Below are 15,756 nucleotides of genomic sequence, written 5' to 3'. Positions count from 1 at the left end.
ATGAAATTTATTGTTAAACGTGAATACTTACTAAAGATACTACAACAAGTTAATAGTCCATTATCTGGACGTCCAGTATTTCCTATTCTTAATAACATATTGCTCCAAGTAACTGAAGGTGCTTTGCAATTAACTAGTACTAATTTAGAAATAGAGATTAGCATTAAGATATCTTTAATTCAATGTCATAAGCCTGGAGCAATAACTGTAAATGCACGAAAATTTCTTGATATCTGGCGTAGTTTGCCGGAGGGAGCAACAATTATAGTAAAGCTAGACGGTGAACGTGTATTATTATGTTCAGGGCGTAGCCGTTTTTCATTTGTAACACTACCAGCTAGCTCTTTTCCTAATAGAAAAAGCTGGGAGAAAAAAGTAGCGTTGACATTGTCTCAAGCAACCTTAAAGCGATTAATTGAGTCTACTCAATTCTCAATGGCATATCAGGATACACGTCATTATCTTAATGGAATGTTATTTGAAACTGAAAATAAACTATTACGCACAGTAACAACTGATGGTCATCGTTTAGCTATCTGTTCAATGCCTATTGATAAAATTATTTATTCAACATTTACTGGTGATTTTTTGTATCCAATAATAGTACCTCGTAAAGGGGTGATGGAGTTAGTGCGTTTATTAAATAGTAAAGATACTAAATTAGATTTAGAAATTGGTAGAAATTATATTTGTGCTTATGTAGATGATTTTGTTTTTACTTGCAAATTAATTAATGGTCGTTTTCCTAACTATCGGCTAATATTGCCAAAAAACCCTCGTAAAATTGTTGAAGTAGACTGTAGTTTATTGAAGCAGGCATTTTTACGTGTGGCAATTTTATCTAGTGAAAAGTATAGAGGTGTTCGACTTAAAATTACACATAACCAGCTTAATATTATGATAAGTAATTCAGAACAAGAAGAAGGGAAAGAAATCCTTGACGTTAATTATGAAGGAGATGAATTAGAAATTTGTCTTAATGTAAACTATATACTTGATACACTCAATGTCCTAAAATGTGAAAAAGTACATTTATTACTAACAACTTCTGATTCTAGTGTACAAATTAAAGACGGCACTAACTTAACACAATCTGCAAATTATATTATTATGCCGATACGTTTTTAATTTTTTAATAATATATTTAAAAATTTATAAGTTCATTCAACCTGAAATAATCCAAAAACTTATTTAAATAATATAATAAAGTTTTATGATAACAAACTATTTATACATAAATATCAGTAATCGAAGATTTTTTTTACTTATAGAATATTAATCTTGTTTGTATCTGCTTAATAATTTTAATTATAAATCGGAAATTAATAATTTATATTTCTTAATTACATGCTTGTAAGCTATTCAAGTATAGGTATTTATTAGTATACTTAGTATTAAATATACTACTGATATACTTAGTAATAAAGATAAGATGTTTTTTATAGAATATAGTAAAAATTAATATTTAATCATAGAATTAAAATAAGCGAGAAACACTAATGTCAAATACTTATGATTCTTCAAGTATCAAGGTATTAAAAGGTTTAGATGCGGTTCGTAAGCGTCCTGGCATGTATATCGGTGACACTGATGATGGCAGTGGTCTACACCATATGGTATTCGAAGTTGTTGATAATGCAATTGACGAAGCTCTTGCTGGTTATTGTAAAGAAATTATCGTGGTAATTCATACAGATAACTCAGTATCGGTACAGGATGATGGTCGTGGCATTCCAACTGATTTACATAAAGAAGAAGGAGTTTCTGCGGCACAAGTCATAATGACAGTACTTCATGCTGGTGGTAAATTTGATGATAACGCCTATAAAGTCTCTGGTGGTTTACATGGTGTTGGTATATCAGTGGTGAATGCATTATCAGAAAAACTAGAATTAGTTATTCATCGCAAAGGTAAGGTATACAAACAAACTTACATGAAGGGAGAACCACAAACCCCCCTTAAAATTATTAATAAAACACAACAAACAGGTACTAAGGTACACTTCTGGCCAAGTTTACAAATCTTTGCTAATAACACAAAGTTCCAATATGAAACGCTAGCAAGGCGTTTACGGGAATTATCTTTTCTTAATTCTGGTATTTCTATTAAATTACAAGATAAATGTAATAATAAAGAAGATCGTTTCCACTATAAGGGAGGTATTTTATCATTTATTAAATATTTAAATAAAAATAAAAATCCAATCCATCCAAAAGTATTTTATTTCTCTACCATTAAAGATGGTATTAGTTTAGAAGTAGCGTTACAATGGAATGATGGTTTTCAAGAAAATATCTATTGTTTTACCAATAATATTCCACAACGTGATGGTGGTACCCATTTAATTGGTTTTCGTACTGCAATGACCCGTACATTAAATAACTATATAGATAAAGAAGGTTATAGAAAAAAACTAAAAATTAGTGCTACTGGTGACGATGCTCGTGAAGGTTTGATTGCAGTAGTTTCCGTGAAAGTACCTGATCCTAAATTCTCTTCACAAACTAAAGATAGGCTAGTTTCTTCAGAAGTAAAAACTGTAGTTGAAACCATAATGAATGAGAAACTAGTAGAGTATTTATTAGAGAATCCAACTGATGCCAAAATTATAGTAAACAAAATTATTGACGCAGCCCGTGCTCGTGAAGCCGCACGTAAGGTACGCGAATTAACGCGTCGTAAAAATACTTTAGATTTAGCTGGTTTGCCAGGTAAGCTAGCTGATTGCCAGGAGAGAGATCCAGCATTATCAGAACTTTATCTTGTAGAAGGGGATTCTGCTGGTGGATCAGCTAAACAGGGCCGTAATCGTAAAAATCAGGCAATTTTACCATTAAAAGGTAAGATTTTAAACGTAGAAAAAGCTAATTTTGATAAAATGCTTTCTTCACAGGAAGTTGCAACACTGATAACTGCCCTAGGCTGTGGCATCGGGCATGATGAATATAGTTTAGATAAATTACGTTATCATAGTATTATTATTATGACTGATGCTGATGTTGATGGTTTGCATATTCGTACCTTATTGTTAACTTTTTTTTATCGCCAAATGCCAGAACTTATTGAGCATGGTTATGTATTTATTGCGCAGCCACCTTTATATAAAGTAAAAAAAGGTAAAAAAGAGCAATATATTAAAGATGATGAAGCATTAGAGCAATATCAAATATCTTTGGCTCTTGAGGATGCGACATTATATAGAAACACATATACACCAGCATTAACTAGTAAGTTTTTAGAAGAATTAATTATAGAATATTATAGTGTACAAAAAACTATTAAACACATGGAGCAGCATTACCCACTAGCTTTATTAAATAATCTAATTTACCAACCAAACTTAAAAGAAAAAGAATTAATCAATAAAGAAATTGTTCAACAATGGACGAATTCTTTCGTAATATCATTAAACATAAAAGAACAACAAGATAGTAGTTATAGTTTTATAATACATGAGAATTTTGAGCGTTCGCTATTTGAGCCAATATTACGTATTCGTACCCACGGAATCGAGACTAACTATAATCTAAATTATGATTTTATCTATGGAAGTGAGTATCATAAAATTTGCCAATTAGGTAATAAACTACGTGATTTATTAGGAGATGGGGCATTTATTGAAAGAGGAGAACGTCGTATTGCTATAAAGAGTTTTGAAGAAGCATTAGATTGGTTAATGAAAGAATCCCGTCGTGGTCTAACAATCCAACGCTATAAAGGATTAGGAGAGATGAACGCTAATCAATTATGGGAAACTACAATGGATCCTGCAAGTCGTCATATGTCACGTGTCATGATAAAAGATGCTATTACTGCTGATCAATTATTTACTACTCTTATGGGTGACGCAGTAGAGCCTCGACGTATTTTTATTGAAGAAAATGCATTAAGAGCTGCTAATATAGATATTTAATAATTAAGAAAAATTATCAAAATCTATATTAACATATCTATTTTTAGAATATATTTGTAATAGATACATAAATTATAATAAAAAATATATTATCACTCTAAATTAAAATATATAAACTTTAATATTTAGAAGATTGTATTTTTGAGTAATAATCATAGTTATACTAGACATTATATTAACTTATTGTTACTCTAGCTTCGGCATCTAATAAAATACTTTATTATGAACTTATAAGATTTATCAAAAATTATTATTTCATTAATTATTTTTATAATATAGTAATGGATATTTAACGTAATAACTTTAATAAAAATAAATTTATTAATATAGATATATTAATACTATTTGCATAAGTAACCTATAGGACATAGTATACTGCTAAATAGTTATATCTTTAATCTAGATAATGCCTAGTTCTAAGTAATTACATTAGTAGTATCTATTATATAAGCCACTAATTTATTTATAAATCTTATGCATCATCTATATAATCTGTTATTAGCTTATTAATCTCATAAAAGACATGGGGTAGAGAATAGATAATAGTTTACTGTTGATAACAAGCAATTACAGTAATACTTTTAAGTAAATATATGATCTTTTAAAAACTATTATGTAGTGCTAGATAATATAAATTATATTACATGATGTTTATGAATTTTTTATTCATAGTACTATAGTTACTATATATGAAATACTTTAGCGTTTTTAAATGAGATCAAGATTTTACAAGAAATCTAATATATTTTGATATATAAATTAAGAAATAATAGCTAATACTATAATTTTTAACCAAAACTATCCTTTTTAATAGTATAGAATAAATTATAATAATACTTGATTTGATTTTTTTATCAAATATTTTTTTAATAAAATTTAAGGCTTTTCATAATAAAAAGAAACAACTTACTTAACATATTAAAATACTTGCTAACAAGTGAACTGGTACTAATCAATAATTTACGTTTATGTTACTAATAGTAAATTACTTATGCATTTACTAATTAATCTCCGCCAAAATAATGCCAGTTTATGTGAAATATAATAATAAAATCTCTGAGACCATAAAATAATATATGCGTGAATCAGGACTAAATTTTAATACTTAGAATATTAATATGCCCACTATACTTGAGACTATTTATTAAAATATTCTATAGTACAAAAGTTTAAATAAGCTTAAATTAAAATATTATATAGTTTTTTATCTAATATATAAAGTTATCATATTATACCTGATATATTAAAACGTTTGCTAAAGCGTTCTGCACGACCACCAGTAGCAGCATCACGTTGTTTACCTGTATAAAATGGGTGACAAGCGCCACAAATATCTAAATTTAAGTTATGAATAATAGTAGAACTAATTTTCATATTGTTACCACAAGAGCAAGTTGCAGTAATGGTATAACATTTAGGATGGATATTTTTTTTCATATAAACCTCTAATAAAATTTATGTATCCATCTGATATAACTTTATCAGATGCTACACGTATTTGTTAATAGTAATTAATACTATGTATGTTATTGATATTATTAATTAATGCTAAATTATACTAAAGATATAAAATTATATAAAAGTAACTCTATAAGTAATCTATACTAAAGATTAAACCTATTCAATTGATAATATATTAATCTATTTTATACCATAAATGATAGCAAAACTATAAAACAATACGCTAACTATGTATGCTAGAATACAGAAAAATAATCTTGTACGTTTAAAATAAACTAAGAGGATTACGTAATAGTCATTGCTAAATTAAAATTTACTCTAAAATAACTACTATTAAATATATTATATAGTAATTCCTACAATTCAGATAACATTTTCTATTAAAATAGAGTATAAATAGTAATATTATTCACTCTATTTTATCCAAAGGTATTGTATTAGAGAAATTAATATAGATTTATTATTATAAATAAAAATAAATAATACTATAAAAATTTATATTTTTATCATAAAAATATACTAACTTATATAATAGTAAAATCAAAAAATATGAATAACTAGATATTTATGTCTTATATAATTATTAATACCTTTAATAAAATTGTACTTTTAATAAATATACAATAATTACAGATAGGAAATTATTCTAAAGTAAAGCAAAAATTTATATTAGTACATATCCATACAGAAGTATATTACTATATAATTTTTTTATTAAATCATATTTAATATAGTAAAAGTATTTATTCAAGATAATATTGTTATTTATAGCAATTAATTTAGTAATCATTATAATGTTAAATTATTTATTATAGTCATAAACTAACCATATCTAGCAACTAATAGGATAAGTAATAAAATTCAAGTATTTAAAAAAATTAGAAAAAAAATCAATAAACTACTATTAGTAGTATTTTATTTAAAATAAAAAATTAAAAAATTAAAGGAATAATACCATACTCAAAATAAGTAAATTAAACAAGAAAAGTATGTTTTATAGGAATAATTAGGATAGTTATTATTTAAAAATCTAAGAAGCTAAAGAAATTTAATAAGGCTATTTTATATGTCATATTTTCTTAATTTTTAATGTTTTATTTTAGTATATTTAGCAGAATAAAATCTAGGTTTCTTGTATATCTATTACGTAGTATAAATTTTATGTTACATTTTAATTTTTATCTTTATGTATTTTTATACATGCTATAACTTTTTAATAAGTTAACTATTAATTTATTCTTTTATAGGATCTATCTTAAGTATCATTATTTAACCTTAAATTTATAATATAGATTTAATTACCATTTTTTTAAGAACATAAGTAGCAATAACAAAGATAAAAGTTATTTGAATCATTGCACTTCATATAAACAGAATTAATCTATTATAAAGTTTTTTCTATATTAATCTACTTAATTAGAAAATTAATCTGTTATTTTAATATCTAAATATAACTCTAATAATTATAAAAATCTATTTTTGCATTCTACTTTATACCTACTTCCTAGTATATTAAGTATCTTATAAGTTAATTGTAAAAATTAATAATTAATAGTAATATTAATTATCAAAGTTAATCATATTACATAATATTTATTATTTAGGTAGTAATAAATTATTTCCATATTACGTATTAAGTTATAAGATTTTTATTTTAAACTTAATCTTTATACAAGATTATAATCCATTTATTTCTATTGTTTTGAGCTAATTATGGAGCTAATTCGCGGTATACACAATATTCGGGCATGTCATCATGGTTGTATGCTGACTATTGGTAACTTTGATGGGGTTCATCGTGGGCATAAAATGCTATTACAGAAGTTAAAATATAAGAGTCAGCGTTTAGGATTACCAGTAATGGTGATGATATTTGAACCACAACCATTAGAACTTCTTACTAAAAGAAAAGCTCCTGCTCGTTTGACCCCTTTACGTGATAAAATTAAGTATTTAGCACAAATAGGAATAAATTACTTATTATGCATTAAATTTAATTCCTTTTTTGCAGCTATCAGTGCACGTATTTTTATTACAGAGTTACTTGTAAAAAAATTAGGCATTAAATTTTTAATTGTTGGCGATGATTTTCATTTTGGCGCAGATCGCCAAGGAGATGTTAAGTTATTAAAACAAGCAGGAGAAGAGTTTGGTTTTAATGTTGTCAACACTAATAGTTTTTATGATTATGGCTTACGTATTAGTAGCACTATTATCCGGCAAGCGTTAAAAAATGCTAATTTTACTTTAGCAACAGCATTACTTGGTCGTCCTTATAGTATTTCTGGACGCGTAGTTCGTGGTAATCAAGTAGGGCGAACATTAGGTTTTCCTACAGCAAATATAAAGTTAAAACGTCTGCTTGCTCCAATTAAAGGGGTCTACGTAGTTAATGTTTACGGCTTAAGTTATAAACCTTTACCTGCTATTGCTAATATTGGAACTCGTCCAACAGTTAACGGGTTCTATCAACAACTTGAAGTTCACCTGTTAACAAATTTATCGTGTGACACTAATCTATTGCATGAAAGTAAAATGTTTAGCATATGTTACGCTAAAAAAATGCAAATACATGAAAATAGCAAACACTACACTTCACAGAGTATGTTTCATCACAGAATATCTTTAATAAAAGATTTAAAAATAGACTGTTACGGGTGCTACATTGAGGTAGTACCACTTATAAAATTACGTGATGAACATCATTTTATTTCACTTGATGCTTTACGACAGCAAATTATTAATGATGTGCTAGTAGCTCGTAAATTTTTTGAGCTAGAAACATAAATTAATATTTTTAGCTATAACGGAACAAAAAATATAATGAATGATAATAAAAATACCCTTAATTTACCACGAACAAATTTCCCAATGCGCGGAAATCTTGTTAAATATGAACCTGAAATACTTAAACGTTGGTATCAACAAGATTTATATGGAATAATTCGTAAAGCTAAAAAAGGTAAAAAAAAATTTATCTTACACGATGGCCCTCCTTATGCAAATGGTAATATTCATATTGGTCATGCAGTTAATAAAATTCTTAAAGATTTTATTATTAAATCTAAAGGTTTAATGGGCTACGATGCACATTATGTTCCAGGCTGGGATTGTCATGGGCTACCTATTGAACACAAAGTAGAACAAATTATTGGCAAAGTAGGTGAAAAAGTTAGTATTGAACAGTTCCGTAGCGCTTGTCAGGAATATGCTAGCGAACAGATTAGGAGGCAGAAAAAAGACTTTATTCGCTTGGGTGTATTAGGTGATTGGAATAATCCTTATTTAACAATGGATTTTAAGACTGAAGCAAATATTATTCGTGTTTTAGGTCAGGTTATTGCTAATGGTCATTTATATAGAGGAGATAAACCAGTGTATTGGTGCACTGATTGTAGTTCCTCGCTAGCAGAAGCGGAAGTTGAATATTATAATAAAGTGTCTATCGCTATTGATGTATGTTTTAGGGTAATTGATGTAGCCGCAATCTATAAAAAATTATCTCTTACTGCTATAGATTATCCTATTTATATAGTTATTTGGACAACTACGCCTTGGACAATGCCTGCAAATCGAGCAATAGCAGTACACCGTGAATTTGTTTATCAATTAGTACAAATTAAAGATAAATGTTTAATCCTTGCAGCGGATTTAGTTGTTAGTGTTATGAAACGTTCTGGTATTACAGAATGGCAAATTCTAGGTGATTGTAATGGTATCGATTTAGAACTATTACGCTGTCAGCATCCCTTTATGTCTTTTAATGTACCTATTATTTTAAGTGATCATGTAACACTAGATGCGGGTACCGGTGCGGTGCATATTGCACCAGGTCATGGTATAGAAGATTTTATTGCTGCACAAAAATACGCATTAGAAATTACCAATCTTGTGGGTGCTAATGGTTGTTATCTAAAAGCAACCCATCCAGCATTAGATGGATTATTTGTACTAAAAGCAAATAATATTATCATTAAAATCTTAAATAATGCTGGTACATTACTACATGTTGAAAAACTTATACACAGTTACCCCTGCTGCTGGCGTCATAAGACATCAATTATTTTTCGTACTACCCCACAATGGTTTATTAGTATGGATAAACAAGGGTTACGTCAACAGTTATTACAAGCAATTAAAAAAGTACATTGGATTCCAGATTGGGGGCAAGCACGTATTGAAAAGATGATAACTAAGCGTCCTGATTGGTGTATTTCGCGTCAACGAACCTGGGGCACACCAATACCTTTATTTATCCATAAAGAGACACACGAACTTCATCCACGCAGTCTTGAGTTAATTGAAGAAGTAGCTAAACTAGTAGAACAACACGGTATTCAAGCTTGGTGGAATCTAGGTATAATGGAAATTATAGCTGATGATGCAGTTAATTATGTTAAAATTACTGATACTCTTGATGTTTGGTTTGATTCAGGTTCAACACATACTTCTGTTATTGATATCCGTCCCGAATTTAATGGGCATTCACCTGATATATATTTAGAAGGTTCTGATCAGCACCGTGGCTGGTTTATGTCATCATTAATAATTGCAACAGCTATTAAAGGTAAAGCGCCTTACCGGCAAGTCTTGACTCATGGTTTTACTGTTGATAAACAAGGACGAAAGATGTCTAAATCTAATGGTAATACCATTAATCCACAAGATAAAATTAATCAATTAGGTAGTGATATTTTACGTTTATGGGTTGCTTCTACAAATTACAGCAATGAAATAGTAATTTCCGACGAAATTCTAAAACGCTCTACCGATTTATATCGTCGCATTCGTAATACTGCACGATTTTTATTAGCTAATCTTACTGATTTTGACCCACAACAACATAAAGTACAACCTGAAGCAATGACTATTCTAGATCGTTGGGCAGTAGGACGCGCTCAGGCGGTGCAAACAGAAATAATTGCTGCTTATGAAAATTATAATTTTCATCTAGTAGTACAAAGTTTAATACAATTTTGTTCAATTGAAATGGGATCTTTCTATCTTGATGTCATCAAAGATCGTCAATACACATCTAAAAAAGATAGCGTAGCACGTCGTAGTTGTCAAACAGCCTTATTTCATATTACTGAAGCATTAGTGCGTTGGATAGCACCAATTACGTCTTTTACTGCAGATGAAATTTGGCAATATCTACCAGGGAAACGTCAAGCTTACGTCTTTACACAAGAGTGGTATGATTCTTTATTTAAATTGAGTGTACATGAAAACATGAATGATGCTTTTTGGGCAGAATTACTTAAAGTCCGTACAGAAGTAAATAAAGTACTTGAACAAGCACGTAATAATAAACAAATTGGAGGATCATTAGACGCAGCTGTTACCTTATATGCTGAGCCATTACTAGCTGCTCGATTAGAGAGTTTAGAGGATGAGTTACGTTTTGTCTTAATTACTTCAGCAGCAGAAGTAAAAAAATACGTTGTTGTTAATAATCTAGCTAAACAGAGCGAGCTAATTAGTGGTTTAAAAATTGCCTTTAATAAAGCTGAAGGTAAAAAATGTTCACGTTGCTGGCATTATACACAAGATATAGGTTTAATAGCAAAATATGCAACATTATGTAATCGTTGTGTCATCAATATTGCAGGTAACGGTGAAGAGCGTAGATTCGTTTAATGAGTAAATATCTTATTTTAACTAAATTACGCTGGCTATATCTAGGGTTTGCAGTATTAATATTAGATCTAATTAGTAAACAGTGGATTATCGCGCATTTTTTATTAAATGAAAGTATAACATTGATTCCCTCATTAAATATTACCTATGTACAAAATCCTGGAGCAGCTTTTAGCTTTTTAGCAAATAAAAATGGCTGGCAACGTTGGTTATTTATTTTTATTTCCGTAGTTATTTTACTAATATTAATAGTAGCTATGTATCGCTCTAATAACAAGCAATACATGATAAATTATGCTTATACATTAATTATCAGTGGGGCGCTAGGTAATTTATTTGACCGTATCATATATGGTGTGGTTATTGACTTTATTGATTTTTATATTAATTATTGGCACTGGCCAATATTTAATTTGGCTGATACTTCAATTTGTATTGGTATGATATTAATTATACTTGATGGGTTTAGAACTTATACAAAATAGAAAATAATTCTAAAAAATAACGAATGATATTAATTTTAATATATAAAAATAGCATAGTATTAATATTTTATATTATAGCAAAATATAATTTAATATAAATCTATACTATCTAGTTTGGATAATAATAGTTTGCCTATAGCACTAAAATAGTAATTATTAAAATTATAAATTAGCTATAGGTATAATTTTTCTTTATTAGTAGGGATAATTTTTTAGGATAATAAATCTTAATGTAATTCAATTTTTTTATTTTGTAATTTTACTAAAATCATATATCCATTATATGGGTGCTATTATATTATTTATAATAATGGATAATAATAAAATGCAAGATATCACGTGCATAATTAATAGATTAATTATTGTTAATTTTAATTATCTATTAGTGAGGTAAGCACTTAGTTTTGCTATTGACATATTAAAAATTAATTTCAAATAAGGAGATAAACCATGCAAGTATTATTGGCTAATCCACGTGGTTTTTGTGCAGGTGTCAATAGAGCAATTAGCATTGTTGAGCGCGCTTTAGCAATGTTTAGTACGCCTATCTACGTGCGACATCAAGTAGTACATAATTACTATGTAGTTAATAGTTTATTTAAACGTGGCGTTATTTTTATTGAAAATATTTCTGAAGTGCCCGATGATGCTATTTTAATTTTTTCTGCTCATGGTGTTTCTCGGGCAGTACGAGCAGAAGCCCAAGCTCGTCAATTACATTTATTACTTGATGCTACCTGTCCATTAGTAACAAAAGTCCACATGGAAGTCTTACGAGCTAGTTATAAGAGTAAAGAAGCTATTCTTATCGGTCATGCTGGACACCCTGAAGTGGAGGGTACTATGGGTCAATACAGTAATCCAGAAGGCGGTATGTATTTGGTAGAATCCGTAGAAGATGTTTGGCAATTAGTTATTAAAAATAAAAATAACGTGTGTTTTATGACACAAACTACATTATCAGTAGATGATACTTCAACGATAATTACTGCCTTGCGGCAGCGTTTCCCACGAATTATTGGCCCGTATAAAAATAATATTTGCTATGCCACTACTAACCGTCAAGAAGCAGTACAGGATTTAGCAAAGAAAACAGATCTTGTGCTTGTGATTGGTTCTAAAAATTCTTCTAATTCTACTCGTCTTGCTGAGCTAGCACAACGTATGGGAAAACCTGCCTATTTAATTAATTCTGCGTCTGATATTCAAGCAAATTGGCTAACAAATATTCGCTACATTGGCATTACAGCAGGTGCCTCAGCACCTAATATTTTAGTAAAAGCAGTTATTAAACATCTACAATCATTAGGCGTTCAAAAATTTATTGAGCTTATTGGTCGTAAAGAAAATATTACTTTTAAAGTACCAAAAGAGCTACGATTTAATATTAAGCAGATTAATTAATTATTTATTTGAATAGATATTTATACATATTATCTAATATATAATTTATATATTAATATGACTAGGATTTAATAACTAAAATGATACGTATTGCTATAGCAGGTGCAGCAGGTCGCATGGGCAAACAACTTATTCAGGCTATTGTATACAGCAAAGTTTTAATGTTGACTGTAGCATTGGTGCGTAAAGGATCAGGATTAGTAGGAAATGATGCTGGTAAGCTAGCTGGTATTGATCAATTACATGTCATAGTTAGCGATGATTTATATACATCTATTAGTGATTTTGATATTCTTATTGATTTCACGACACCACAAGCAACCTTAGTGAATCTAGAATTATGTCGTCAACATAAAAAGTCTATAGTAATTGGTACTACAAATTTTAATCAGCAAGAAAGAAAAATAATTGAAAAAGCAGCTAAAGATATTGCTATTATATATGCTGCTAATTTTAGCATTGGTGTAAATTTAATGTTACAGCTTTTAGAAAAAACGACAAAAGTAATGGGTATATATAGTGATATTGAAATTATAGAAACACATCATCGTCATAAAGTAGATGCTCCTTCAGGAACGGCTTTAGCAATGGGTGAGGTTATTACACAAACATTAAGTAGTGATTTACAAAATTATACTATTTATTCTCATAGTAATCAAAAACGAAAATTAGGGACTATTAAATTTACTTCTATTCGCACAGGAGATGTTATTGGCGAACACACAGTTTTATTTACTAATATTAGTGAACAAATCAAAATTACCCATAAAACTACCCAACGGATAACATTTGCTCATGGCGCAGTTAAAGCTGCTATTTGGTTAAAAAAAAATCATAAACTATGTGGTCTATTTAATATGAATGATGTGCTTGGTAATAAATTTCTTGAATAACTTACTTTATACTATAAACCCATAACAGTTTTGTAAGAAGTTTAATGTTAGTAAACGCTAATACTTTTTACAGTGTTTGTAATAATTAGATAAATTAATTATTTACTATTAAAATTATATGTAACTTGTTAAAAATTAATATTAATAATGATTATATATTTATATATATTCTTCAGATAAATTAGTAAATAATACAATTTTTTATTATACCTATTTAAATTAGCTTAAAAAATATTTTATTATAGTAGATAAGTATAAATAAATAACAAGTAGTTTAAAACTTAGGTTACATTTAGAGAATTATTTATTAATAATCCTTAAGTATTTATGAGAGTATCATAGTTATTTTTCTATTAGCTAAAATTATAAGATAAGTAATAGTTATATATTAAAATAATATAGTATCAGTGCATACTTATTAATATTACCAATAAATATTATAAATAAAAATATTATGATTTTAAATTATTCAAGGATTTTATATGTAAATATATCTTACAATTAAAATAATGATAAATACAGATTACTTGGAATCAACAAAAATTTATTTAAATTTAATATTACTTAAAAAAATAAAAAATTTTTAATACTAAAAAATAACTTAATAATCATAAGTTAAATAAAATATTATTATTATAATTAAATAATCTAATATGATTAGATTATTTAATTATAATAATAATAGTTTAAATTAAGATATAATCTGACTATAGTATTTCATAATATAAAAATTAGATAAATGAGAGTTTTCGAAGAGGTTTGATACTTGGAGGATATTTTGATGAAGTCAGCGCTATTAGTTCTCGAAGATGGAACCCAATTTTACGGTCGATCGATAGGATCGGTAGGAATAGCAGTGGGGGAAGTAGTTTTCAATACATCAATGACTGGTTATCAAGAAATTCTTACTGATCCTTCCTATTCTCGTCAAATCATCACTTTCACTTATCCCCATATTGGTAATACTGGTACTAATAATACTGATAATGAATCTGCTAAAATACAAGCTCAAGGTATAATTATCCATGATTTACCTTTAGTCACTAGTAGTCATCGTAATGAAGAAAATCTATCTGAATACCTCCAGCGTCATCATGTTGTTGCTATTGCAGATATTGATACACGTAAACTAACACGCTTACTTCGTAATAAAGGCACAAAAAATGGTTGTATTATTGTAGGTAATTTTTCCAATATAACGCTTGCTTTAGCATTGGAAAAAATAAAACAATTTCCTGGTCTAAAGGGCATGGATTTAGCAAAAGAGGTAAGTACTAAAACAAGTTATGTTTGGTTAGAAGGTAATTCAGTACAAAAGAAAAAACTATTAGAGACTCAAAAATTAACTGATATAATTTTCCATGTAGTGGTTTATGATTATGGCATTAAGCGTAATATCTTACGAATGCTAGTTGATCGAGGCTGTCGTTTAACGGTAGTTCCAGCGCAGACGTCAGCAGCAAATGTACTACAATTAAATCCAGATGGTATTTTTTTATCTAATGGCCCAGGAGATCCAGAACCTTGTGATTATGCAATTACTGCAATTAAACTTTTACTTAAAACTAATATTCCACTATTCGGCATCTGTTTGGGGCATCAACTATTAGCATTAGCTAGTGGTGCGAAAACCATAAAAATGAAATTTGGTCATCACGGTTCTAACCATCCAGTACAAGATTTACGTAATAATTTAGTAATGATTACCACTCAGAATCATAGTTTTACAGTAGATGAAGCAAGTTTACCAGCTAATTTACGTATCACACACCGTTCTTTATTTGATGCTTCTTTACAAGGAATTGCACGCACGGATAAAGCCGCATTCGGTTTTCAAGGTCATCCTGAGGCTAGTCCCGGACCGCATGATGCAGCTACTTTATTTGATCATTTTATCGAGCTAATGAAAATCTATCAAAATAATCACAGGATTATAATAGCCACTAATTAAGAGCACAG

General features: G+C 28.6%; 9 protein-coding genes. 8 read left to right on the top strand and 1 reads right to left on the bottom strand.

Features of this window, described 5'->3' with window-relative positions:
• Together dnaN and gyrB are read left to right on the top strand one after the other, a co-directional pair.
• Positions 1 to 1,128, top strand: a complete 1,128-nt coding sequence (gene dnaN, locus AB4W73_RS01445; RefSeq protein ID WP_367680662.1) for a DNA polymerase III subunit beta — start codon at positions 1 to 3, stop codon at positions 1,126 to 1,128.
• A gap of 371 nt (positions 1,129 to 1,499) precedes the next feature.
• Positions 1,500 to 3,914 carry a DNA topoisomerase (ATP-hydrolyzing) subunit B gene (gene gyrB / locus AB4W73_RS01440; protein ID WP_367680661.1) on the top strand — a complete coding sequence of 805 codons (2,415 nt, stop codon included), beginning with the start codon at positions 1,500 to 1,502 and terminating at the stop codon, positions 3,912 to 3,914.
• 1,224 nt (positions 3,915 to 5,138) lie between these two features.
• On the opposite strand, the gene rpmE is transcribed toward gyrB, so the two are convergent.
• Entirely contained in the window at positions 5,139 to 5,351 is a 213-nt protein-coding gene (gene rpmE, locus AB4W73_RS01435; RefSeq protein WP_367680660.1) for a 50S ribosomal protein L31, read from the bottom strand.
• Between the two features lie 1,737 nt (positions 5,352 to 7,088).
• Here rpmE and ribF point away from each other — a divergent pair.
• From ribF to carA, 6 genes are all read left to right on the top strand, one after another.
• Positions 7,089 to 8,162 carry a bifunctional riboflavin kinase/FAD synthetase gene (gene ribF / locus AB4W73_RS01430; RefSeq protein WP_367680659.1) on the top strand — a complete coding sequence of 358 codons (1,074 nt, stop codon included), beginning with the start codon at positions 7,089 to 7,091 and terminating at the stop codon, positions 8,160 to 8,162.
• Between the two features lie 36 nt (positions 8,163 to 8,198).
• Positions 8,199 to 11,015 (top strand): isoleucine--tRNA ligase, encoded by a 2,817-nt coding sequence (gene ileS / locus AB4W73_RS01425; protein WP_367680658.1) that lies wholly within the window; start codon positions 8,199 to 8,201, stop codon positions 11,013 to 11,015.
• Positions 11,015 to 11,500, top strand: coding sequence for a signal peptidase II (gene lspA, locus AB4W73_RS01420; protein ID WP_367680657.1), 486 nt, complete (start codon positions 11,015 to 11,017; stop codon positions 11,498 to 11,500). The genes ileS and lspA overlap by 1 nt, the downstream gene beginning before the upstream one ends.
• Before the next feature lie 450 nt (positions 11,501 to 11,950).
• Positions 11,951 to 12,904: a 4-hydroxy-3-methylbut-2-enyl diphosphate reductase gene (ispH, locus tag AB4W73_RS01415; protein ID WP_367680656.1), complete on the top strand. Its 954-nt coding sequence runs from the start codon at positions 11,951 to 11,953 to the stop codon at positions 12,902 to 12,904.
• 80 nt (positions 12,905 to 12,984) lie between these two features.
• A complete protein-coding gene (gene dapB, locus AB4W73_RS01410; protein WP_367680655.1) occupies positions 12,985 to 13,797 on the top strand; it encodes a 4-hydroxy-tetrahydrodipicolinate reductase in 813 nt (270 codons plus the stop codon).
• A gap of 778 nt (positions 13,798 to 14,575) precedes the next feature.
• The gene (carA, locus tag AB4W73_RS01405) at positions 14,576 to 15,748 is read left to right on the top strand and encodes a glutamine-hydrolyzing carbamoyl-phosphate synthase small subunit (protein ID WP_367680654.1); all 1,173 of its coding nucleotides are present in this window, start codon (positions 14,576 to 14,578) and stop codon (positions 15,746 to 15,748) included.
• Positions 15,749 to 15,756 lie beyond the last annotated feature (8 nt).

It is taken from the genome of Candidatus Fukatsuia anoeciicola (genome assembly GCF_964059965.1).
GTDB lineage: Bacteria > Pseudomonadota > Gammaproteobacteria > Enterobacterales > Enterobacteriaceae > Fukatsuia > Fukatsuia anoeciicola.
The sequence above is the reverse complement of the archived record's forward strand: the minus strand, read 5'-3'. Positions and strand labels throughout refer to the sequence as shown.